The 24428-nt window shown below is 50.3% G+C and carries 19 protein-coding genes; 17 read left to right on the top strand and 2 right to left on the bottom strand.

The window, feature by feature from the left end:
* Positions 1–8 precede the first annotated feature (8 nt).
* Both GQS10_RS06535 and GQS10_RS06530 read left to right on the top strand, forming a co-directional pair.
* Complete coding sequence (locus tag GQS10_RS06535) at positions 9–692, top strand: MOSC domain-containing protein (RefSeq protein WP_166240276.1); 684 nt, start codon at positions 9–11, stop codon at positions 690–692.
* Positions 693–863: 171 nt separating this feature from the next.
* Positions 864–2201, top strand: a complete 1338-nt coding sequence (locus tag GQS10_RS06530; RefSeq protein WP_341805014.1) for an MATE family efflux transporter — start codon at positions 864–866, stop codon at positions 2199–2201.
* Between the two features lie 152 nt (positions 2202–2353).
* On the opposite strand, the gene GQS10_RS06525 is transcribed toward GQS10_RS06530, so the two are convergent.
* Positions 2354–4141, bottom strand: a complete 1788-nt coding sequence (locus GQS10_RS06525; RefSeq protein WP_166240272.1) for a sensor histidine kinase — start codon at positions 4139–4141, stop codon at positions 2354–2356.
* On the bottom strand, positions 4128–4844 hold the full coding sequence (locus GQS10_RS06520; RefSeq protein WP_166240270.1) for a response regulator transcription factor: 717 nt from the start codon (positions 4842–4844) through the stop codon (positions 4128–4130). The genes GQS10_RS06525 and GQS10_RS06520 overlap by 14 nt, the downstream gene beginning before the upstream one ends.
* Positions 4845–5019: 175 nt before the next feature.
* Here GQS10_RS06520 and GQS10_RS06515 point away from each other — a divergent pair, with 175 nt between their 5' ends.
* From GQS10_RS06515 to GQS10_RS06445, 15 genes are all read left to right on the top strand, one after another.
* The gene (locus GQS10_RS06515) at positions 5020–5709 is read left to right on the top strand and encodes an ABC transporter permease (protein WP_166240268.1); all 690 of its coding nucleotides are present in this window, start codon (positions 5020–5022) and stop codon (positions 5707–5709) included.
* Positions 5709–6620 carry an ABC transporter ATP-binding protein gene (locus GQS10_RS06510; protein ID WP_166240266.1) on the top strand — a complete coding sequence of 304 codons (912 nt, stop codon included), beginning with the start codon at positions 5709–5711 and terminating at the stop codon, positions 6618–6620. The genes GQS10_RS06515 and GQS10_RS06510 overlap by 1 nt, the downstream gene beginning before the upstream one ends.
* Positions 6621–6897: 277 nt before the next feature.
* Positions 6898–7782, top strand: a complete 885-nt coding sequence (locus GQS10_RS06505; protein ID WP_166240264.1) for a carbohydrate ABC transporter permease — start codon at positions 6898–6900, stop codon at positions 7780–7782.
* Between the two features lies 1 nt (position 7783).
* A complete protein-coding gene (locus GQS10_RS06500; RefSeq protein ID WP_166240262.1) occupies positions 7784–8614 on the top strand; it encodes a carbohydrate ABC transporter permease in 831 nt (276 codons plus the stop codon).
* A gap of 115 nt (positions 8615–8729) precedes the next feature.
* Complete coding sequence (locus GQS10_RS06495; RefSeq protein ID WP_166240260.1) at positions 8730–10130, top strand: ABC transporter substrate-binding protein; 1401 nt, start codon at positions 8730–8732, stop codon at positions 10128–10130.
* Positions 10131–10205: 75 nt separating this feature from the next.
* Positions 10206–12020: a histidine kinase gene (locus GQS10_RS23630; protein ID WP_166240258.1), complete on the top strand. Its 1815-nt coding sequence runs from the start codon at positions 10206–10208 to the stop codon at positions 12018–12020.
* Positions 12013–13635, top strand: coding sequence for a response regulator (locus tag GQS10_RS06485; RefSeq protein ID WP_166240256.1), 1623 nt, complete (start codon positions 12013–12015; stop codon positions 13633–13635). The genes GQS10_RS23630 and GQS10_RS06485 overlap by 8 nt, the downstream gene beginning before the upstream one ends.
* A gap of 12 nt (positions 13636–13647) precedes the next feature.
* Positions 13648–15615 (top strand): heparinase II/III domain-containing protein, encoded by a 1968-nt coding sequence (locus GQS10_RS06480; RefSeq protein WP_166240255.1) that lies wholly within the window; start codon positions 13648–13650, stop codon positions 15613–15615.
* Positions 15616–15629: 14 nt separating this feature from the next.
* Positions 15630–16757 carry a glycoside hydrolase family 88 protein gene (locus GQS10_RS06475; RefSeq protein WP_166240253.1) on the top strand — a complete coding sequence of 376 codons (1128 nt, stop codon included), beginning with the start codon at positions 15630–15632 and terminating at the stop codon, positions 16755–16757.
* A 17-nt stretch (positions 16758–16774) separates the two neighbouring features.
* Positions 16775–18778: a DUF2264 domain-containing protein gene (locus GQS10_RS06470; protein ID WP_166240251.1), complete on the top strand. Its 2004-nt coding sequence runs from the start codon at positions 16775–16777 to the stop codon at positions 18776–18778.
* A gap of 496 nt (positions 18779–19274) precedes the next feature.
* Complete coding sequence (locus tag GQS10_RS06465) at positions 19275–20531, top strand: branched-chain amino acid ABC transporter substrate-binding protein (protein WP_166240249.1); 1257 nt, start codon at positions 19275–19277, stop codon at positions 20529–20531.
* A gap of 77 nt (positions 20532–20608) precedes the next feature.
* A complete protein-coding gene (locus GQS10_RS06460; RefSeq protein ID WP_166240247.1) occupies positions 20609–21592 on the top strand; it encodes a branched-chain amino acid ABC transporter permease in 984 nt (327 codons plus the stop codon).
* A 9-nt stretch (positions 21593–21601) separates the two neighbouring features.
* Positions 21602–22867, top strand: a complete 1266-nt coding sequence (locus tag GQS10_RS06455; RefSeq protein WP_166240245.1) for a branched-chain amino acid ABC transporter permease — start codon at positions 21602–21604, stop codon at positions 22865–22867.
* Positions 22854–23669, top strand: coding sequence for an ABC transporter ATP-binding protein (locus GQS10_RS06450; RefSeq protein WP_166240243.1), 816 nt, complete (start codon positions 22854–22856; stop codon positions 23667–23669). The genes GQS10_RS06455 and GQS10_RS06450 overlap by 14 nt, the downstream gene beginning before the upstream one ends.
* Positions 23650–24357: an ABC transporter ATP-binding protein gene (locus tag GQS10_RS06445; RefSeq protein WP_166240241.1), complete on the top strand. Its 708-nt coding sequence runs from the start codon at positions 23650–23652 to the stop codon at positions 24355–24357. Before GQS10_RS06450 ends, GQS10_RS06445 begins: the two co-directional genes overlap by 20 nt.
* Positions 24358–24428 lie beyond the last annotated feature (71 nt).

The raw sequence follows: 24428 nt of genomic DNA, 5'->3' as shown, positions 1-24428 counted from the left end.
AGGAGCACATGCATAAAGCGGTGGACATGGTTTCGTTAAATGTAGGATTGCCGCAGTCGTTTGCTTATCAAAACAAGGAAGTGATGAGCGGCATTGTGAAAAAGCCGGTAGCTGAACGAGTGTTTCTCGGCACTCTGCACTTCGAAGGTGACGGACAGGCGGATTTGAAGCATCATGGCGGTAAGGAAAAAGCGGTCTGCGTTTATCCTTATGAGCACTACGATTTTTGGGAGAAGGAGCTTACTCTCAAGCTGGAGCACGGCGCATTCGGGGAAAATCTCACGACTTCCGGTCTTGTAGAAGAGCAGGTACATATCGGCGATATATATGAGCTGGGAGAGGCGGTCGTGCAAGTGAGCCAGCCGCGCCAGCCCTGCTTTAAGCTGTCGATGAAATACGGGATCCCGGAGCTTCCGGTAAAGGTTCAAGAAACGGGTTATACCGGGTATTATTTTCGAGTTCTCCAAGAAGGTTACGTCGGACCAGGAGATCGGCTCGTTCTCAGGCAAAAGCATCCCGCCGAAGTTTCCGTCTCTTACGCAAATCAAATCATGCATCACGACAAGCATAATATCGACGGTATAAAGCGGATTCTTTCGGTAGATGCGCTTTCGGAAAGCTGGCGGGCGACCTTCGAAAAGAGACTGAAGGGGATTCATACGGATGCCTCGGAGAGGTTAAACGGAAAATAGTAGAATAATAACATTGCAGCGTCGGCCCTCATGGGCCGATTTTTTTGTGTCGCGAGCACCATTTACGCTATGCAAACTAAAAAACAGTTGACGCTTCGAATGGTTCTTGCTATAAATTGAGAGTCCAATTAATCGTAACTATTACTTTTAAAAGCGAGTGATTTTGATACTATGAGTTTACCGTCCGTTTCCGCACATCAGGGGAATGCTCTGGGTTCCATGCACTCCCATAAAGCCTTTCTCCTTCTTTCGATTCCACTCATTTTATCCGCCTTGTCTACGCCATTGCTTGGAGCCGTGGATACAGCCGTCGTCGGCCAGCTGAAGGACCCGGTTTATATTGGGGCAGTTGCCGTGGGGGCGCTCATTTTTAACTACTTGTACTGGATTCTCGGATTTCTTCGGGTAAGCACGTCAGGGTTTACCGCACAAGCGGACGGCGCCGGGGATTCCAACGAGCTTGTTATGGCTTTTGTTCGGCCGTTTTTGTTGGGCCTCGGATTCGGATTGGTGTTTCTTTTGCTGCACAAGCCTATTTTACAAGGGGCTCTATTCTTTATTCATCCCTCAGATGAAGTGGCTGCACTAGTCGAACAGTACTACGCTATTCGCATATGGGGAGCACCGCTGTCACTGGCCAACTACGCGGTTTACGGATGGCTGATCGGACGGTCGAAGGTAAAGCTTGCGATGTGGATGCAGCTGCTGCTGAACGGAATGAATATTGTTTTGGATTTTGTTTTCGTACTCGGACTTGACATGGGGGTAGAAGGAGTTGCATGGGCGACCTTGGCGTCGGAAGCTCTTGTCTTTCTGATCGGGGCCATTGCCGTTTGGCTTCACATTAGCCGTATTCCTAAAACGTGGAGCAGCTTATATGATTCCAAACGCTTTCTGGAAATGCTGAGCGTGAACCGCGATATGTTTTTACGTACCTGCTGTTTGCTGCTCGTCCTCGGCTTGTTTACCTCGGCCGGAGCAGGGCAGGGGGATGATGTCTTAGCTGCGAATGCGATATTAATGCAAATCGCACTCTTGATCTCCTATATCTTCGACGGGTTTGCAAACGCCGGCAGCATTTGGGTGGGCAAGGCGTACGGGCAGCGAAGCGAACTTTTGCTTCGGCATACTATAAAGCTTGGTGCAGTATGGTCCTTCGCAGCGGCGCTGGTCATAACAATTGCTCTTGTCGTGTTCCATCGCAGCTTACTTTCGTTGTTTACGGAATCCGTAATGGTCAGCGAGCTTGCCGGGCAGTATTCGATTTGGCTTTTAATATTTCCCATCGTTATTTTTTGGGGGCTGATGCTTGCGGGAATATTTAATGGGGCAACAGATTCGGTGCCGACTCGTAACTCTATGGTGATCTCCATGCTCGTGTTTGTACTTATTCTTTACTCCACGTCGTCTTGGCTTGGTAATCATGGACTTTGGTTTGCTTATATTGCCTTTAGTCTCGTTCGTTCCATTACCTTATGGTACTACCTGTCAAAAATAAAAGCGATTTAGCCAGTGAAGCTTCGTTCTGTGGAACGGGGCTTTTTTGCTACCGTGAAGCCCTGCATGCAGTTTGGCTGCGCCCGGGACAGCTGAAAGCGAACCGAGAGGACACGCTTGCTTTTGCTCCGGCCGCTTTTGAGCTCAGCAAGCGGTTGTTGACGCTATTCGGAAGATTGATGCGGATTCTCGTTAATCCGATGCAAACTCGGTTCAACCGGCAGCAGGATTCGGATGGCTGTTCCTTCGTTTGGAGCGCTCTTGACTTGGATCGAGCCTCCATGCAGCTGCACCAGCTGCTTCGTAATCGCCATACCGAGTCCGCTGCCGCTCTCGGTTTCACCTGTGTTGGTACCGCGGTAATAGCGCTGGAACAGCTTATCCTGCGTTTCCTGATCCATCCCTTTGCCATCGTCAGCGACGGATATGCTTAATAAGTACGTTTCGATAGACGCTACAGATACCGTAATCGAGGTCCCGAGCGGATTATGCTTTATCGCATTTGCGATTAGATTATTCATGATTCGCTGAAACCACTTCGGATCAACAGATGCCCAGGCATCTCCATCATGAGGCTGAAACACAAAACGCATTTCACTATTAGCCGGATCGTTAACAAATTGGATGACCGTCCGCCGTATAAATTCGTTCAACTCAATCGATTCGCGTTCATGAGGCAGCGCATGATTTTTCAGCTGATACGTTAACGTCAAATCCTCCAGCAATTCCATCATATACTTTGATTTCTCGGCAATGGTTGCCGCGAATTCTCTAGTTTCCTCCACAGACCACGTATAGTCCGCCGACTCGAGCATCTGCGCGTAACCGGAAATCGAGGAAAGCGGCGTCTTTAAATCGTGAGAAATGCCCGTAATCCATTCTTCTCGGGTTTTTGCGGCCTGGAACCGGTCACTCTCGTTGCTGCGCAGCGTTTCCGTTAATTGGGTCAACGTGGCAATCAGATCCTTATAAAGCCGGTACCTTCGTTTTAGCTTTCCGTTTCTTCCGGTCAACACAGGGCGGCCGTGCGAATCATACGGCAGATCATACACCCCATTGCCAAGCGTTTGAATCCATTTCATGAGAGATAACAACGGAAGTCCGAATTTCCGCGCATACCATATGGTTCCTCCCATCAGCAGAAGGATAAACAGGCCTAGCACCATCATCATCTTTTGGCTGACTGCTTGCGTGAGCTGGGCCTCCTGTGCCAAGGATAGCTTCGATAACGCAGTGCCGACGAGCACCGTCTGACCGGTAGTTTCATCCCAATATGCCGCTGCGGACGGCTTCACTCCATCGCCGGTCAGCGATAGGACATCCTTCAACCCGTAGGCAGTGGGTTGTCCATCCGCACGTATGGAATCCATAACCTGACCCTTCGAATCGAGCAGCTGGGCCCAGCCTTGATGCTCGACAAGCTGTTGTACAGAAGCTGGAGAAAGCCGAAGCTTTTGGCGCTCCCAATCCACCTCGCGAGTAACGGTTTGGACTAACAAGGTGAGAGGATCCGTTTTTCCATATAAAAGGATATATGACTGGGAATCGCTGTCGTCCTGAACCTCCCAATGGGCGTATTGGATCGGTTCTATAGGTTGACGGCTTCCCAGCAGCACTGAGGTAAGCCAGCTCTTTGTGATGGAAGAAGAAAGAGCTTCGGGAGCGTTAAAAGAACCGACCATAACCCCATCATAGGTAACCAAAAGAAGCCACCCTTGTTGATTCAAGACGGTTTCCTTTAGTGTCTCATCGAATACGACCTCTTCACCTCGAATATCCATTCGCTCCTCAAAATAATAAGCATCGGAAAAGGATAAATCCTGAGTTATTTTATCCTTCATTGTGGAATAACCGATGATAGCAAAGCAGGCCGTTATTAAAACGATCAAAATAATGAAAACCAAGGTCATTTGCATGAAAAACTGGATGATAAAGCGTCTATGCACGTTCATGGCTGCCACCTTGGGGTACAAATTTATAGCCTAAGCCTCGAACAGTTACGATAAACTGCGGGTTGCTGGGATCTTCCTCTATTTTTTCCCGAAGCTTACGAATGTGAACCATAACGGTATTGTCCTCGCCAAAGTACAGATCTCCCCAAACTTTTTCATACAACTGGCTTTTGCTGAATAATTGGTTCGGATGCTTACAGAAGAAGAGGAGAAGCTGGTACACCATCGCAGGCAGTACGACCGGTTTTCCCCTTACGGCAACTTCACCGGATGCGGGATCAAGCTGAATATGACCAAATTGATAAACAGCTTGATTCGAATGATTCGTGGAGGCCGTGTGGCGGCGAAGATGCGCTTTCACTCTGGCTACAACCTCCAGCGGGTTAAAGGGTTTCGTAATGTAATCATCGGCACCCAAGGCAAAGCCGGAAAGCTTATCTAAATCCGATGAACGGGCCGTTAAGAAAAATATAGGCGCGTCGGTCGTTTCCCGTATAAAAGGGCAAATTTCAAAGCCGTTGCGGTCGGGCAGCATCACATCGAGGAAGATGAGATCATAGCGCTTCGTACGGCATAAAGCTAATGCTTGCTCCGCGGTGGTGGCCGTATCGATGGATGTAAAATGTTCTTTTCGTAATATTGCTGTCAACATATGAAGGATCGCCTGTTCATCGTCGATCAGCAGAAGCTGTGCATCCTGCATCAGGTTTTTCTCCCATTCTTCATTTTTGGTACACTCATCATAGCATTTAGAATCCTAATTTTTAACAAAATTAAGATAAAAATAAGGTAGCGTTTCGCGGCGCTTAAGCAAGGCGAGCTATACTGTGTAAAGAAAGAAACAAAATGAGTAAGAAAGCGAAGGGAGCTAACTTTGAATGTTTGTCATTAGTAGAAGAGAATTTTTCGGGTTGTTTAAGGGAGTGAAATCGATCATTTTGATCGCCATTTTATTTCTCACCTCTTATTACTCCGCAAAATTTGCCCATTTTTTGTTGTCGGAGCTGGAGCTTACCGGAAAAGATGCAGAAAACGTTCATGCGACGGGCTTGCTAGCGCTCATCCTGTTTTTAGGACAATTGTTTGTTATGGCTTTATCGCATGATTGCGTGAACCGGGAAACGCATGACCGAACCATTCGTTTTTTGGTGACTAGGACCTCAAGATTTTCGATTTTGGGAGGTAAATTTGTTGGGGTTTGGCTGTTCTGGCTGGCGAGCATAACGATCTCGTTTCTGCTCGTGAGCATTTACTCCCGCAAGCTCGACTTCTTCATTTATTCGCAAACCTTAAGCACGGTTACGTATTATATCGCTTTAACTGTTTTGTTATCCGTTCTGATTCCGAAGCCAAGTATAACGATGTTTATAGGGGTCGTGATCGGCTTATCGCTGCCCGGCTTTGGCTTTTGGCTAAATTACACTTCAAATATGTGGCTTAGCTGGATCAAATACGTAATGCCGTACTACTATTTAATGCGCGACGATTACAGCTTTCTGGTCATCATCGTATTGGCGGGACTGATGCTTGGAGCGGCACAGCTCGTTTTTCATAGGAGGGATTTCTAATGATTGCAATCGAAACGAAGCAGCTGGCCAAAACCTTTGGATCCGTACAGGTTGTAAAAGGGATCAATTTGACTGTAAAAACGGGTGAAATCTTCGGATTTCTAGGACGCAACGGAGCCGGGAAATCGACGTTTATCAATATGCTTACCGGGATCATTAGACCGACCTACGGAAGTTATTCGTTATTAGGCGGAGACGGAGCCAGTGATGAAATCAAGCGGAGAATCGGCGTTATGCCGGATTACTCCACCTTTTACAGCTCGCTAACGGCACTTGAGCATCTTAAATATTTCTCCGCTCTCTCTGGGAAGCCAGCGGGAAGAGACAAATGCATGCAGGTGCTGAGAAGAGTGGGCCTGGAGGCTCATGCGAACAAAAAATCCGGTTCCTTTTCATTTGGCATGAAAAAGAAGCTTGGCATTGCACAGGCACTCATTCATGAGCCTGAGCTGATTTTTCTTGATGAACCGACTTCAGGGCTTGACGCCGAATCGGTGATTGAAGTGCAGCACTTGATCAGAGAGCTGCAGAAGCAGGGAATCACCATTTTCATGACCTCACACAATTTAGATGAGGTAGAAAAGCTGTGTACGACCATTGCCATTATGAAAGAGGGCCAGATCATCAGGATCGGCACGATCGAAGAATTACGGGCGTTTTATCGTTCAAGCATCTCGGTTCGGATCAAGCACTCGCCAATCCCTAATTCGGAGCTGGCTAATCTGCGGCAGTTTCTGGAATCGCTTGGAGAGGATTTGTCTATGACGGATGCCTACCTTCATATTTCCGTCAATGAGGAGAAAAAAATTGCGATGATGGTTCGCGCCTTAAACCAAATGAAAATCGACATCTTCCGTGTCGATGTGGAAGAGCCAACCTTGGAAGAGATGTTTTTGGAAGTGCAGCGATAGAATTTTGGGAATGGCGGGAAAGCTGGAGCACCGTTCCAAAACATTAACCGAGATTTTGAAGTAAGCCCTAGATCCATTAGTTGTTCGAGAAGCTTGAGAAATCAAGCTTTTTTTCTTTGCCGATGAAGTCAAAATAGTTTGGAATTGATCAAGATAGCGTTACGGTTGCAGCCGATCTTTTTAATACAATTAACTCAATGGATGAAATCAAAAACGAAAAGAGGTGATCCCTGTGCAACCGGTTGCGGAAACTCATAGGCTTACGCGAAGGAGGCGAATGAGCGGCATACAGCGGAAGGAGTCGCTTGCGGGCTGGCTTTTTGTCAGTCCCATGCTGATCGGTGTCGGTGTTATGGTGCTGTTGCCCATATTCGGTGCGATTTTCTTAAGCTTTTCGGAGTGGAGTATGGTTACGGGTATCGAGGGCATCAAATGGATCGGCTTCGACAATTACGAGCGGCTCCTGCAGGACAGCAAGTTTTTGAAAGCGCTTCGCAACAATGCTGTATTTTTGCTGACTGTGCCTGCTTATTTAACAATTTCACTGCTCCTAGCGATTCTGATCAACAAGTACGTGTACCTGAAAGGTTTGTTTAAAGTCATTTATTTCCTCCCATATATCTCCAGCGTTGTTGCCGTTGCCACCGTGTGGAGAGTACTGTTTCACCCGTCGATGGGTCCCGTAAATCAGTTTTTACGTTCCGTTGGGATCGAGAATCCGCCGAAATGGATCGCTGATCCAAGCTTTGCACTCGTTTCCGTAATGATGATTTCCGTATGGATTTCCATCGGGTACAACATGATCGTTTATTTGGCCGGACTGCAGTCGATTCCGAAGGATCTTTATGAGGCCGCTGATATTGACGGGGCAAACGGATGGACACGGTTTTGGCGCATTACGCTGCCGATGCTTTCGCCGACCACCTTTTTCCTGCTCATCACGGGCATTATTTATTCGTTCAAAGTATTTGAGCTCATCGTGGTGCTTACGCAGGGAGGACCGGCCAATTCGACCAACGTGATGGTGTATTACATGTATGACACGGCTTTTCTTAATTTAAAAATGGGTTATGCATCGGCTCAGGCCATTTTCCTGTTCGTATGCGTGCTTGTCGTTACGATGGTGCAGTGGATCGGACAGAAGAGGTGGGTGAATTATTGATATGAACAAACTTCAATGGCGGAAGCTGCTGACAACGGTAATTATGCTGCTATTTGGAATTGTGTTCGTGCTGCCGTTCGCGTGGATGCTTTCCGCCTCCTTTAAGCTTGAAGGGGAAGTGTTTTCCTATCCCATTCAATGGATTCCTACAGAATGGATCGGTTTTAGCAACTACGAGCAGGTGTGGTTCGGCAAGCATCCGTTCTGGCTTTATTATTGGAATACCTTGAAGGTTACGGTTGCGACGACGTTCCTGTCGTGCTTGGTTTCCGCATTGGCAGCCTACGGCTTTTCAAAAATTCAGTTTCCTGCCGGCAAATGGCTGTTCTTCATTGTGCTTGCTACCTTTATGGTGCCGCAGCAGGCGATTTTAGTGCCGCAGTTTATTCTTTATCGCATGATTGGATTATTTGACAGCCATGTAGGCTTGATCTTCCTTGGCAGCTTTAGTGTGCTGGGTACCTTTATGCTGAGACAGTTTTTTATGGGCATTCACAATGAGTTTATTGAATCGGCCAAAATCGATGGTGCCGGACATTTCCGCATTTTCACAACCATTGCCTTTCCGTTAGTAAAGCCGGCCATCGCCACTTATGCGATTCTCCGCTTCATCTGGACGTGGAACGATTACTTGAATCCGCTCATTTTTCTGCGGACGGATTCGCTCTATACGATCCAGCTTGCGATGCAAAAGTTTACTTCGATCAATGGGGAGTTTTGGGCTTTAATTATGGCCGCGGCTGTGTCGGCGATCGTTCCGCTTCTTGTCATGTTTGTGATTGGACAAAAACGGGTCATTGAGGGGATTGCCGCCGGGGGGATTAAGGGGTAAGGAAGCATATATGGTCAAAATGTTGTTATAAATAGTCAATCCAAGCGTATCGGAAGCTTTTTCCAATTGATACAATGTAACCAATAAATAAAACGCTTTCAACAGGAGGGGTACAATGAAAAAGAAATTTGCGAGCAATTGTGTTGCACTCGGCTTGACGCTCAGTTTATTGGCAGGCTGCACTTCAGGCGGGGGGACGGAGCCGGCCTCAGGAAATTCTCCCGCTCCAAGCGAGGGAGGCGCCAAGTCCAGTGGAGCAGCCGCAGAACAGGTGACGCTAAAATTTCATACACACGGCACCGAAGCGCAATACAATTGGAATGCGACGATTGCCGCCTTCAAGGAGGCTCATCCGAATATTAACGTCGAGCTCGTGCTGCTTAGTGAAAAAGGCGATACGAATGAAGCGACTCAAAAGCTCGACCTTGCCGCTGCATCCGGCGAGCAGCTCGATATTTTGATGTTCAGTGATCCGGCTTCCTATGCGCAGCGTGTTGGACTCGGCATGGTGGCCCCGATCACAACTTATATCAAGGAAGAAGGATTTACGGTTTCGGAAGAGTACAAGATCGACACGCTGCTGAATGGTGAATACTTCGCGCTCCCTGGTAAATTTAATCCGTGGTACGTGATGCTGAATAAGGATCACCTCGACGCGGCAGGACTTAAGGTGCCGACCGATTGGACGTGGGATGAATTTGTGCAATATGCTAAAGCTCTGACCACAGGAGAAGGGGCTTCGAAGCGGTATGGAACGTATTTCCATGGCCCGCAAAACGGCGGTTGGATGGAGTTTCTGCGGCTCACCATGGCGAACCGAGCGGATAACACTGATTTTCTAAAAGCCGACGGCACCTCTAATCTGGACGATCCGATGTTCAAAAAGACGCTGGAGCTTCGGCTGAAAATGGAGCGTGAGGACGCTTCAGCAACTCCTTATGCGGATATGCTTTCCCAGAAGCTGCACTACCGCACGCAATTTTTCAATCAATCCGCCAGTATGGTCATGATCGGCAGCTGGATGAACAGCGAGCTGGGAGGGACGGAGCAGAATCCTTTAAATTTCCATGTTGCGATCGCTCCTTACCCGAAGAACAGCAGCTCCGATCAAATCGGCTATACCCCGGTTACTACCGATTTCATGGCAGTGGCGGCCAAATCGAAGCACAAGAAGGAAGCATACCAATTTATTCGCTGGTACACGACGGAAGGGCTCTCCAAGTATGGACGTAACATTCCGTCCTGGAGCAAGGTTTCCGAAGGCGATTTGGACAAAATTGTAACCTCAATCCTGAGCGGGACCAAAAAGCCGGAGAACGTGGATAAAGCCTCCTTGATTCATGTGCTGAAAAACTCCAAGTCCGGAAAAATTATTCCGCCGGTCACCTATCAGGCGGAAGTGTATAAAGCGTTAAATGAACAATATGAGCTGATGATTTTGGGGTCACAGGATTTGGAAACAACGTTTGCCAGCATGAAAACGGCAGTTCAGGAAATTATCGACAGCAATAAATAAATAGCGATATGATAAGGAGGAAGAGGCGTAAGCATCGCGCCTCTTTTCGTCTTCGAAACGAAAGGAGTCGATATCGTGAAGCAGAGGCACTGGTTCCGTGCAGGAAACGGATCGTTTCGCAACAAGCTGCTTTTTACGTCGATCGCCTGCCTCCTTATTCCCACCTTGATTACACTCACCGTGTCCAGCCTGCTTACCAAAGACGCTGTGAAGGAGCAGGCGGAAACCAATGCCGCGGAGCAGTTGAAATTGATCGATGGCTATGTAACCAATCTGTTTCATTACATGCTCCATATTTCCAATTACATCACCGTTGAACCGCAAATGAATGTCATTCTGAAGCAGCTCGAAGCAGGTAAGCAATATACGGGTCCCGATGCGGAATACCGCAAATTTGTGGATCAGCATGAAGTGACAAGCAAAATCGAGAACATTTCTATCGTCGGCGAGAAAACCTATATTACGATTTTGCTGCCGGACGGGCGATCATTTACGAATTATTTGTATCAGGAGTATGACCCGACACTGCTTTTTCAGGAGCCGTGGTTTCAAAAGTTACATGATCTGGCGGTAATGGATACGTACTGGATTGAAGGACAGCCGTCCCCATTTTTATACGAAAAGGGACGTCACCAGCTCAGCCTAGCTAGGACCCTACGCCGACCAAATTATGAGATCTATGCTTATGTAATCGTTTCGATCCCGGATACACAAATTCAGGATATTTTTAGACGGCTGGCCGGAGGTCAAGAAACGATGCTCGTCGATGGCAGCAATCGAATTATGACCCATCTTCAGAGGGAGCGTATCGGCGAGCTGTCGCCTTTTACAGCGGGCAGCCATTCGAATGCAGCTTTAATCGAAGTCGGGGGTGAAGATTTCCTCGTTTCGCAGCGCCCGTTAACAATCAAGGATTGGAAGCTGGTTATGCTTACCCCTTATGAGGATGCGATCCATAAAATCAATGACATCTTTCGCTCTGTATTTGTACTGCAGATCATTTCTTTTGCCATTTTTCTCGTGCTGATGATCATATTGAACCGCACCTTTACACGGCCGCTCGTGCGGCTCGGAAAGTTGGCCCATACGGTGCAGCGGGGGAATTTGGAGGTTCGGTCCCATATTAAGGGGAACGATGAAATTGGCCGTCTCGGCGCATCCTTCGATCAAATGCTGGATCGAATCAAACAAATGATCCGGGAAATTACGCTGGAGCAATCGAGAAAGCGAAAGGCAGAGCTTGCGATGCTGCAGGCGCAAATTAATCCGCATTTCTTGTTTAATGTGCTGAACTCCATCCGGGTGACCGTGCTGCGCAAAGGGGATCAGGACAGTGCGGCGATGCTCGCCTCCTTGTCCCGTTTGCTTCGAATGACGATCGGACGCGAGGAGGAATCGATCACGCTGCATGAAGAGGTTAGCATCGCGATTGATTATGTTGCACTCATGAACATGCGGCAAAAAGAAAAGGTGCAGCTTCATGTCGATATCGCCGCGGACGTCATGCTGGCCAAGGTGCCGCGATTTTTTCTGCAGCCGCTCATTGAAAACGCCATCATTCATGGTCTGCAAAAGGTTGCAGGCTGCATTTCAGTGTCCGCCTGCCAAGCTGAATCGCAGCTTCTTGAGGTCAAGGTGTGCGACGATGGAGTCGGAATGCCGGAAGCGGCACTGCGGAAGCTTCGCAGAAAGCTGGCGGAACGCGATACTGTGATTGATGGCGGGGGAGAGCAGGGTGCGCGCTTCTCCGGCATCGGCTTGCGGAATGTGAATGAACGATTGCGAATTCGCTTCGGTGACGCCGTTCAAATCGGTGTAACAAGCGCCGAAGGAGAAGGAACATGCATTACGGTTCGGATTCCTTTATCGGAGGTGAATGAACATGCGTAGCGTCATGCTGGTTGACGACGATTATCCGGTGTTAGAGCTGCTGCAGGAGACGATTCCATGGGAAGCGCTTGGACTGAGGGTCGCAGGCTGTTTTGAAAATGGCGCGGCCGCACTGGAGGCGTCGCTTCGGGCAATGCCGGACATCCTCATTACCGATATCGGAATGCCGAAGATGGATGGATTAGAATTAATTTCTCTTATGAAAAAACGGAACGCGAATCTGCGCGTGCTGATTTTGTCCTGCCACAGTGAATTCGAATACGCCAAGCGCGCCCTTCAGCTGCAAGTCCATGATTATCTCATCAAAGATACGTTGACCCCGGAGGATCTCATTCCCTTACTGGAGAAATTCACGGCAAGCCTAAATGAGGAGCAGCGCCAGGATGTCGAGAAGGACCGACTGCGTCTTGCGGCGGACCGTTCAAGGGATGTCATGCGGGAGAGATGGATGCAAGCTACGCTCAATCAGCCTATTCTCCAAAAAGTGCGGTGGATCGAGGAATTAGAGAGCTTCGGCCTGCCGGCGGCCGGGCGGAACATTTTACCTACGGCCGGATTTATCGACGGCTTGCGGCAGGCCCGTCAGCGCTTTGCATCCGATGATATTCTTCGCTTTGCCGTGTCCAACGTGATTGACGAGGTGCTGGAGGGCTCTGCCGATCATGCACTGTCGTTCCCGTATGAATCCGGCAAATGGTTTGTTCTTCATTCCTTTCGGCCTACGCTTACCGTCAACGGGTACGACGAGACGCGCCGCTTGCTTGAACACGTTCAAGATGCGCTATATCGCTGCCTGAAAATTTCGATGTCCTTTATGATCGGCGGGCTTTGCAGGTCTCATGACGATGTTAAGCGCAGCGCGCAGGCACTGCTTGCTTCAGAGGAGCAGAGATTTTACCGGAGCATGGGTGAAATGATGTCGGTGCAGTCTTCTTATCCTACGGAGGCAGCTGACTTGTTTGCGTATTACGATGAAGCGAGCGAAGCCTTCCTCGAACAAGTAATGAAGCATGATTCCGAGTCGATCCATGCGAAGACTGCAGAGTGGATCCGCTTTATACGTTCGAAACGGTATCCCCCGGGACTCGTGAAGGAATGGTTCCTGAAGCTGCTGCTGGATCTTCGCCTGAAGCAGCATGCGCTTTGTGCGTTCCGCAGCTCGTTATCCGCGGAAAGTTTGCATAAGGATGCTGCGGAGATAGAATCGCTGCCGGAGCTGCAGGATTGGCTTGTGGGTCAGCTGCTTATGCTGGCAGCAGCGATCCAGAAGAACAGATATGCGTCTCATCGCAAGGAGGTACAGGAGGCGTGCGAATATGTTGCCGCCCACCTGGACCAACGGATCAGTCTGGAGGAAGTGGCGGGCAGCCTGCATTTGAACGCGAGCTACTTCAGCAGGCTCTTTAAAAAAGAAACCGGCGAGACGTTCATTGAATACGTCATTCGGACAAAAATCGATCGGGCAAAGCAGCTGCTGGATCAGACGGCGTATCCTGTCGTGAAAATAACCGAAATGCTGGGGTACGACAATCAGAGCTATTTTATTAAGCTGTTTAAAGGCTGCACGGGTATGACGCCGATGGACTACCGAAACCGAAGTTTACGTTCCGGGTAAGGAGGTATGGCCTTGAACTACCGTCAAGTTTGGCAGGCATTGGAATGGGGGGAGGCGGAGGGATCAGCTGAGCGGCTGTTTCCCGCTGCACGGGACCAACAGAAGTGGGCGGAAATACGCAGTGCTCCTTATTACTCGGAAATGATTCACGCTATTCGACAGGAAAACGAGGGTCTGCTGAGCAAGCCGATCCCTGTGCTGCCCTTCTCCTTATATAAACGATTCGATACGACGGGCTCCCGAATCGAGTACGAACGGGTCTATTTCGAACGGCGAAAACGTTTGTCCCTCTTGGCTTTTGCCTGCTTGTTAGAAGAAGATCAGCGTTTCTCTTATGCAGAAGCATTAGAGGATACGATCTGGGCGATTTGCGATGAATATACGTGGTGCCTGCCGGCTCACTTGGGCGGAACGTCAATGCAGCTTGTAGAAGAGGGGGCTGCTGTTTCTTCTTCGCGACAGGCTGCGCAGAGAGAGCATCCCCGATACGCGATTGATTTGTTCGCAGCGGAAACCGCCTTTGCTCTGGCGGAGATCCTATCGCTTGTCAAAGAGCTGGTAACCCCCGTTGTTGCCCAGCGGGCGGAACAGGAGATTCGCCAGCGTGTGCTTGAGCCGTTCACTTCATTAGGCTCAAGCTATTCGTGGGAAACATTGGGCAACAACTGGGCCAGTGTGTGCGCAGGTTCGATCGGAGCCGCCGCCCTATATGTGCTGCCCCATGCGAAGGAGCTGGCGCCGCTTCTATATCGGGTGCTCGGCACGATGTCCAGCTACCTTGACGGCTTTGGTGACGACGGTGCCTGCACCGAGGGGGTCGGTTACTGGAATTACGGCTTCGGCTTTTATTTGTTTTTTGCCGAACTGCTTAAGGAAAGAACGGCCGGCGCCATCAACCTGATGGGCAATGAGAAGGTAAGGCAAATTGCCCATTTTCACCAAAAATGCTACTTGTCCGGCAGTCATACGGTACCCTTCTCCGACACCGAAAGGAAAGCTTCTTATTCGACTGGCCTCATTCACCGGTTGAAGGAGTATTATCCTGAAGTCCATGTCCCACCCGCATCTCAACGCTATAAAATAGTGGAAGACCCGATCGGCAGATGGGCTCCCTTTATTCGTGATTTTGTATGGAGCCATGCCGAGTGGACGGGAGAGGAATGGCCTGAAGGAAGCGATTATCTTCCCGACGCGCAGTGGCTCATTCACCGGGGGAGAATCGGCTCGAGGCCGTTCGCCTTCGCCGCAAAGGGCGGGCACAATGACGAGCCGCATAACCATAACGATCTCGGCAGCTTTGTTTTGCATATCGACGGGGAAAGCTTGGTAAGCGATCTTGGATCCGGCGAGTACACGAAGGGATATTTCGGCAGGGAGCGGTATTCGTATTTGTGCAACGGATCGCAGGGTCATTCGGTTCCGATCATTGACGGTGGTTTTCAGCAGCCAGGCGATGAACGGAGGGCGAAGGTGCTGGTGTATGATCGTGAGCCCAATAGGGAACGGCTGGTGCTGGATCTCACGAAAGCTTACGATTGCTCAAATTTACAGTCTTTAATACGTGAATTTACGATTACCACGGAAGAAACACAAGTGGAAGCGGATAAGCAGGCCGAACGAAAATCTACTGTTTGTGATAACGCAGACGCTGTGCAAATTCATGAGAGAACGATGGTGTCCGTGGAGCTTACTGATCGTTTGGAGAATGGACTGAAGCCTTCCGCTTTTACAAGTAGGATGATTACGCTATACCAACCAGTCATGGAGGATGATCAGTCCATTCGAGTGGAGGGAGCCCATTCCGGTGTAAGAATGATCTACGACGGCGAGCGGATTCGAGCGTCGGTCCAATGCTATCCATTCATAAATAAAGGTTCGGAACCGGAGGTTGTGTACGCAATCGATTTTACCTTGCTGGATCCGCGAGCTGTAGATGAAATGAAGGTACGGTTAGAGGGCTACTTATTACGTAAAGAATAGGGGGTTATCGTAAGATGGAGATGGAGCGTTCAGCATGGGTACAAGAGGCATGGGAGCGTACGGTGGATAAAATGAAGCTGACTAGCCGGCGAATCGGAGATCATTTTCCTCATGCGAGTGTGAACGGGAAATATGTGCTGGAGCCCGCACATTGGTGGACGGCGGGGTTTTGGCCGGGATTGTTGTGGCTGCTGTACCGTGAAACGTCGGAGGAAACCTTTCGGGAGATTGCTGAATCGTGTGAAAGAAAGCTCGATCAAGTCATCACCGAATATTACAAGCTCGATCACGATATCGGCTTTATGTGGACACTGACGAGCGTTGCCCGATATAAGCTGCTTGGTGAAGAGGACTCGAAGCGCCGTGCGCTGCTGGCTGCGAATTTATTATGTGCTCGCTTTAACATCAAGGGCCGGTACATTCGAGCATGGAATCCTTGGCGTCCGGGCGAGGACAATACCGGCTGGGCGATCATCGACTGCATGATGAATTTACCGCTGCTGTACTGGGCTTCGGACGTGACCGGTGACCCTCGATATCGGCATATCGCTGAGGAGCATGCAAATACGGTGCTTGAGCACTTCATTCGTGCGGACGGCTCCGTAAACCATATCGTTATTTTTGACCCGCATACAGGGGAAAGGCTCGAGGCAAACGGGGGGCAGGGATACGCTGCAAACTCCGCTTGGTCAAGAGGCACGGCGTGGGCATTATACGGGATGGCGCTCAGCTACATGCACACGAAAGAAAAACGCTATCTAACGGCGGCTAAGCAGGTCGCTCATTTTTTCATAGCAAATTTGCCGGAAGATGCCGTGCCGCTATGGGATTTTCGGCTTCCGGCCGATGCGCCAAAGCATCGGGATTCCTCGGCAGGCGCATGCGCGGCATGCGGGCTGATCCTGCTTGGCCGCTTGGTCGATTCGGCTGAATCCGACCTGTACGGCCGGCAGGGAGAGCGCATCCTGCATTCCTTGTCTACGAAGTACAGTGCTTGGGATGCAGAGGAAGAGGGGTTGATTCTGCACGGAACAAGTCATGTTCCGGAAGGCAAAAATATCGACGTTCCTTTGATATACGGCGATTATTTCTTTGTTGAAGGTCTCGCTTTGCTGCGTGGGCAGCAAGAGCTGTTCTGGTAAGAAGGGGGTGCGGGCCAATGAAGCCATCATCATTACCGATTAGCCAAAATCCGCTTTCTACCCGAGAGGATCTGCAGCTCGCGGCACAGCAATTGCTTCGGCCGCTGCTGCCTTATTTTAGTGAAGGAAGAGCAAGGGTGCATCTTGGAGCAACGAGCTCCGGGGCGACGGATGCCACCGCCCAGCTGGAGGGCTTCTCTCGTATTTTATGGGGGCTTGTGCCATGGGCTGCCGGCTGTGCAGCAGACCGTACATTGGAACATGCGAGTAAGACAACCGTTGCGAGTCAGATTCTGCCGGAAGGTTGGACGGATGCAGAAAGCTGCTCGAAGGGTTCAGATGTAACGACGTCTGCACATGACGAGCTGTGGGCCGTTGTGCTGGAAGGCATCCGCAATGGAACGAACCCCGAGCATCCGGAGTATTGGGGTCCTGCGGCGGATTATGACCAAAAGCTTGTGGAAATGGCGGCAATGGGCTTTGCGCTGGCGCTGGCTCCCGAACGAATATGGCAGCCGCTTCGTTCGCAGGAACGCGAGCGCCTTTACTCGTGGCTTGAGCAAATTAACCATCGCAAGCTGCATGATTGCAATTGGCTGCTGTTTCAGGTGGTTGTCAATTTGGGTTTTCGTGCGGTCGGCATGCCATACGACCGGGAACTGATGAATCATTACCTAGACCGTATCGAGGCCTTCTATATGGGAAACGGCTGGTACACCGATGGCCCGCACGGTCATTGCGACTATTATGGCCCATTCGCCATTCATTTTTACAGTTTGCTTTATGCTGTGCTCATGGAAAAAGAGGACCCCGCCCGTTCTGCCTTGTACAAGGAAAGGGCTGCCGCCTTCGCCAAGCAATTTATGTACTGGTTCGCTGAAGACGGCAGCGCTCTGCCCTTCGGGAGAAGTCTGACGTACCGCTTTTCGCAATGCGCGTTTTGGGGGGCATTAGCATACGCTGGAGTCGAGGTTGTCCCGATGGGCGTGCTCAAGGGAATCCTGCTGCGGAATTTGCGCTGGTGGTTCAGGCAGCCGATTTTTCAACCGGACGGAACGCTAACGATTGGATATGCTTATCCGAACCTTGTGATGGCGGAAAATTATAACGCACCAGGATCGCCGTATTGGGCGCTGAAATCGTTTATACCGCTTGCATTTTCGCCCAATCATCCGTTCTGGCTGGCTGAGGAGCAGCCGCTTCCGACGCTTGGCGAATGCTCCGTGCAGGAGGAGCCGAAGCAAATTGTGCATCGGGAGATCGGCAGGAATCATGTCGTCGTTTTTAATGCAGGCTCCCGCAGAACGAACGAGCACACGCATACGTCGGCAAAATACGAAAAATTTGCGTATTCCAGCGCATTCGGCTTTAGTGTTCCACGCGCGGAGTGGGGCCTCGGTCAAGGCGCATACGATTCCATGCTGGCGTTAAGCGAGGCTGGCGACAATTTGTACCGGGTCAAACGAACGGCCGAGGAAGCTGTTGTTCGTGAAAATATGATTTATGCCAAATGGAAGCCATGGCGTGATGTGGAGGTGCAAACCTGGCTCATCACGGGCTCGCCCTGGCACGTACGTGTGCACTGCATCCGTTCCGACCGGGCATTAGATGCAGCGGACGGGGGCTTTGCACTCGGAATCGAAGACCGGGGGCGGCAAGGAGAAGGAGAGGCTTGGTGGGCCATCGAGGAGGAGAACCAAGCCGCAGGGCTGTCCGTCTACGGGGCGAGCGGCGTTTCCGTCCTGTTCGGCGGCGGTTCGGCAAGGCTTATTTTTCCGCACGCCAACACGAATTTGCTTCACACACGGACGGTGATTCCGACGGTGACCGCTAAGCTGGAACCCGGTACCCACTGGATTGCTACCGCCGTGTATGGTCAAGCGGGAAGCAAGAATAGCTTGAGCGATTGGAAGGAAGTTCCGAAGGTGGAGACTACGGATAAGGACATAGTCGTTTATGTGAACCCTTCGCCTAACGGTCCGATCGTCATTCCGAAAGTTCCCGTAATCTCAGAGTCATAAAAGTAAAATCGCATGTACTGGTGGCAAAGCAAGAAACTTAAATTTCTATCCTAATGAGATGATCCGGCACAATACGAGCGTTGCTCGTGCTGTGTCTTTTTTTTCGTGCAAGAAAGGAGCAGTCTGAACTACGGCATGATTGAGATAAGTCTAAGTAAAATTAGTGTTATATTATATGACACAAATGCGACTTAGCAATTGACAGGAAATAACCAGCGGTTATATAATCCTTGCAACAGAAGCCGAATGCCTGCTTGGCAAGATGCCCCAATCATTCGGAATACATACGATGGGTTCGCATTTGATGAAATCAGACCAAACGTTCAGCCGGTAAAGCCAGCTTGTGAGCGAAAGTCCTATTTTAATCATACCGCAGAATCCCATCGTATTTTTTTGTTAAATAACTTGACGCTTATGTATCGCAAGCATCCTCGACGGTGTACTCCAAGTTCAACACATACACTTGAACAATTGTACGTAACGGGAGGTAGTGGAGATGAAGAAGAAAACAACGTTTCGTTTGCTCTGCACCGTAGGACTGCTTACCGGACTAATTTCCGGCTGCAGCACCGGTGGAAGCCAGCCTGTAGAGGAGCCTAAGCCTGCTTCAGCCGTACCTGCTCCTGCTCCAGCAAGCACAGCGTTACCAGAGACTCCGGTTAAGATGCAGGGCACCTTGAAAGTCGCTGTGCAGAGTCCTTTATCCGGCAGCATTGCTACGCTCGGAGAATCGATCAAGCTCGGGGCGCAGCTTGCGCTGGAAGAAAAAGTCGAAGCCTTCAAGTCGCTTGGATTCACGCTGGAGCTGGTGCCCTATGACGATCAGGCAGACCCCAAAAAGGGTGTAGCCAATGCACAAGTGATTGGCGCTGACACCTCGATAGTCGGCATCATCGGTCATTTAAACTCGGGCGTATCGATCCCGGCCTCCGAAACCTATGAGAAATATAACCTCGCCATGATTTCTCCCGCTAGCACCGCAACCGATTTTACCGACCGCAATTTACAAGCGGCACACCGTATCGTTGCAAGAGACGACTTCCAAGGTCCGGCCGGCGCAGAATTTGCAGTAAAGACGCTTGGGGCCAAAACCATTTTTGTGATTCAGGATAAAACCGCATACGGCCAAGGTTTAGCAACCGCATTTCGCGATGCCGCCGAAAAGCTTGGTGCGACGATCGCCGGATACGAGGGCATCACCGTTGGCGAAAAGGATTTTAACGGCGTCCTAAACCAGGTGACTGCAAAAAAACCGGATCTCATATACTTCGGAGGCATGTATTCCGAGGGCGGCTTGATTATCAAGCAGGCACGTGAAAAAAATATTTCGGTGCCCATTATGGGAGGAGACGGAATGGATTCATCCGGATTAATCGAGATCGCCGGTGAATCCGCGGTGAATACGTACTATACTTCCGTTGCGGCCGATATTTCGAAGGTAGACTCCGGTAAATCATTCGTTGAAAAGTATATTGCCAGGTATGGAAAAAACGTCGAATCGTATTCGGTGTATTCGTACGATGCCATGGGGGTCATGCTGAAAGCGATCGAAAATGCAATTGCAGCTAACAGCGGTAAAATGCCTACCCGAGAGCAGGTTAGAGACGCGGTTCGGGAGATCCAGGATTACCAAGGGGTCGTCACGAAGGTCGGTTTTGACGAAAAAGGCGATAACAATTTTGCTAAAGTGTACATTTTTAAATTTGAAAAGGCGGCATATCCAGGAACGCAAACCGGAGAAGTAAGCAAATAACGGTACACATCCATCGGGATACTGCCGTGGAGACTGGCGGTATCCCTCCTTAAGAACAAGCATGGAGGTGAGTAGGTATGATCGATCAAATGCTGCAAACGGTGCCGCAGGTGCTGATCGACGGGCTTACGCTTGGAGCGGTATATGCCATTGTGGCGTTAGGCTATACCATGGTTTACGGCATCCTGGAGCTCATTAACTTCGCACACGGCGATATTTTTATGACCGGCGCATTTGTCGGCACAGCCGTCATTATGGGGACGATGTCTATATCCGCAGGTGCACTGCCCGCATGGGTGCTTCTCCCCGCGGCGCTTATTACAGCTTCGCTTATTGCCGGGGCAACCGGTGTTGCGATTGAGCGGGTCGCCTACCGACCGCTGCGTCACTCGCCGAGGCTGATTGCTTTTATCACGGCAATCGGCGTCTCGTTCCTGCTCCAGGACATCGTCCGCTTTATTACGGAGCTTACGCGCGGCAACTACATCGTCACCACACCGACATTGTATGACGCGCAGCTGTCCTTGCCGGTTTCCGCTGTATTTTCCGTCTTTAATGACGCACATTTTAAAACGATGACGCTGCTTCTGCTTGTTTGCGCGGTCATCGTGATGATTGCGCTCGATTTCTTTGTGAACCGTACCAAGTGGGGGACGGCCATGCGGGCGGTCGCACAGGATCGGGAAACCGCCTCGCTGATGGCGATTAACGTCAATAAAGTAATCGCACTCACCTTTTTTATCGGCTCTGCTTTAGGGGGCTTCGGCGGCGTGCTGTTTGCCCAGCAATATGGGACCATCGATCCTTACATCGGCTTTATTCTCGGCTTAAAGGCATTTACCGCGGCGGTACTCGGCGGAATCGGCAATATGCGCGGAGCGATGTTCGGCGGCATTTTACTCGGAGTCATCGAAATGTTTTCCGCCGCCAATTTGGGAATTTTGACGGCTGGGGCGTTCGGAGCCGAATATAAGGATGTTTTTGCTTTTTCGCTGCTGATCATCGTTCTGATCTTTAAACCGGAAGGCTTCTTCGGCAGGCCTATCAAAGAAAAAGTATAGGTGATGATCATGGAGAAACTACAAAAGCTCGCCATCCAAAACAAGGCCGTTCAAGCTGTTCTATTGCTGGTATTCCTGCTGGTGACCTCGTTAAGCCTTTATTTTGCCCAAAAGTCGGTCGTCGCGTTCCTGCTGCTGCTCGGTTCACTCCTGCTCTTGCATCTGCTGCCTTGGAAAGCTCCACTCAAATGGGGGCTGGCCGCTTGCATTCTACTGTTGATTTTACCCTGGAGCGCCAGCGGCGGTCCGGCGTACCAGTCATATATGGAGGTGGCCACGCAGGTCGGCATTTATATCGCCTTAGCTCTCGGTCTGAACATCGTCGTCGGATTCGCCGGACTGCTCGATCTCGGGTTTGTCGCTTTCTTTGCGGTGGGCGCTTATACGTACGGGATCTTTGCCACAAAGCAGGCTGCGGAGTTTATGCCGTTTGGAGCGTATCCGCTTCCGGGTGAAAGCTTCTGGATTTTTATTTTGCTCGGCGGGGCGGCGGCAGCGGTCTTCGGAATTTTGTTAGGCATTCCCGTGTTACGTGTCAAAGGGGATTATCTCGCTATTGTTACCCTTGGTTTCAGCGAAATTATTCGCATAGTTTTCAACAACCTAGATAAGCCGGTTAATATTACGAACGGGGCGATGGGACTCCCGTCCATTCAGCCGCCGGCATTATTTGGTTACACCTTTGTATACCCGAATCAATTTTACTTCATCGTCCTCGCCATTCTTGCGGTTGTATTGGTCGCCGTGAATAGAATGGAGCATTCTAGAGTCGGCAGAGCCTGGAAGGCCATTCGGGAAAATGAGATTGCCGCACAGTCGATGGGCATTCCGATCGTTCGCTTGAAGCTGACTGCCTTTGCTGCAGGCGCGAGCTTCTCCGGCATGATGGGCGTGTTGTTCGCCGCCAAGCAAACCTTTATTGACCCGACCAGCTTTACCCTCCTGGAGTCGATCACCATCTTAGTCATGGTGCTGCTTGGAGGGCTAGGGAGTGTACCGGGAGTGATTTTGGGCGCTGCGGTCATTGCCCTGCTTAACCTTCAGGTACTAACGGAGCTTACGAATTGGCTCAATCAACTAAGCCTTCAAGGTGAAATCGCAATTCCAGAGGCGCTTTCGCCGGCAAAAATGCAGCGGTTCATCTTTGGGGCTATTCTCGTACTGTTTGCCCTTTATAAGCCGCTTGGACTGCTGCCGCCCAAAAATCGAACCTGGGACGCGGAACAGCTCCGCCCGATTAAACAAGAGGAGGATAGCGCCTATGCCCGTACTTGAGATAAGCGGCGTGTCCAAGCGCTTCGGAGGCATCCAAGCAGCACAACGCATTGAAGCGGCTGTGGACCATGGCTCCATTACGACCGTTATCGGACCGAACGGCGCGGGGAAAACAACGCTTTTTAACTTAATAACCGGCATCTATAAGCCGGACAGCGGACGCATTGAGCTTGAAGGAAAATCACTTATAGGGGTTCGCCCCGATCGGATCGCCGCAAGAGGAATCGCACGAACGTTTCAAAGCATCCGTTTGTTCGGAAAGCTGTCGGTGCTGGACAATGTTCTGGTGGGGATGCACATTCAATTAAAAGCAGGCTTAGCCGGAATTCTTTGCCGGCTTCCAGCGGTTCAGAGAGAAGAAGAGGCGGCCAGGCGCGAAGCATTTCGCATACTGGATCATTTCGGGCTGGCTTCGCTGCTGAATGAAAATGCGGAAAATTTGTCTTATGGAGCCCAGCGGAGGCTGGAAATCGCCCGGGCGATGGCGTCGAAGCCGAAGCTGCTGCTGCTTGACGAGCCAGCGGCCGGGATGAACCCGAAGGAGACGGCTCAATTGGCCGATCTCATTCGAAGCATTCGCGATGATTTGGGAATTACCATTTTGCTGATTGAGCATGATATGAAGTTTGTCATGAGCTTGTCAGACCATCTGATCGTACTGGATCATGGTGAAACGATTGCGGCAGGGACAGCAGACGACATTCGGCGCAATCCGAAGGTCATTGAAGCGTATTTAGGAACGTCCGCCGCTGCGTTGGACAGCGGGCAAGGGAGGAAGCGGCATGGCCTTACTGGAACTTAAACGAATTCATACGTATTATGGTGGCATTCACGCACTAAAAAATATATCGCTGTCGGTTCATGAGGGTGAAATTGTGACTCTCATCGGAAGCAATGGCGCCGGGAAGTCCACGACATTGAAAACGATTAGCGGCCAGGCAGTTCCGAAGCAGGGGGATGTCATGTACCAAGGAATCCCGATTGGCCGTAAGCCCCCTCATGTGACCGCTGCAATCGGGATCGCGCATGTTCCGGAGGGGCGACGGATTTTCCCGCGTAACACAGTGAAAGAAAATATGGAGCTCGGCGCTTTTTTGGTGAAGGATAAGCAGGAGGTTAAGGAACGGATGGAACTCGCGTTTCATTACTTTCCGATTTTGAAAGAACGGCTGCAGCAGAAGGGCGGGACGATGAGCGGCGGCGAGCAGCAAATGCTGGCTATGGCAAGAGCACTTATGATGAGGCCGAAGATTATGCTGCTGGATGAACCTTCTATGGGGCTTGCACCGATGATGGTAGAGAAGATTTTTGACATTATATCCGTGCTTAATAAAGAAGGGATGACGATACTCCTCGTTGAACAAAATGCTTATCAGGCTCTGCAAATCGCACATCGTGGATACGTGCTGCAGTCCGGTGAAATCAAGCTCAGCGAGAGGGCTGAGCTTCTGCTCGAGAACGACATGGTACGTGAAAGCTATCTGGCTTAACTAAAGTTGGAATACAAGGCTGCCGAAGCGCGAAGCTTCTTCTCGGCAGTTTTATTTTTGCGTCAGGGGGG

It is taken from the genome of Paenibacillus turpanensis, from assembly GCF_011421635.1.
Classification (GTDB): Bacteria; Bacillota; Bacilli; order Paenibacillales; family YIM-B00363; genus Paenibacillus_AK; species Paenibacillus_AK turpanensis.
This window is presented reverse-complemented; position numbering and strand designations above follow the sequence as displayed.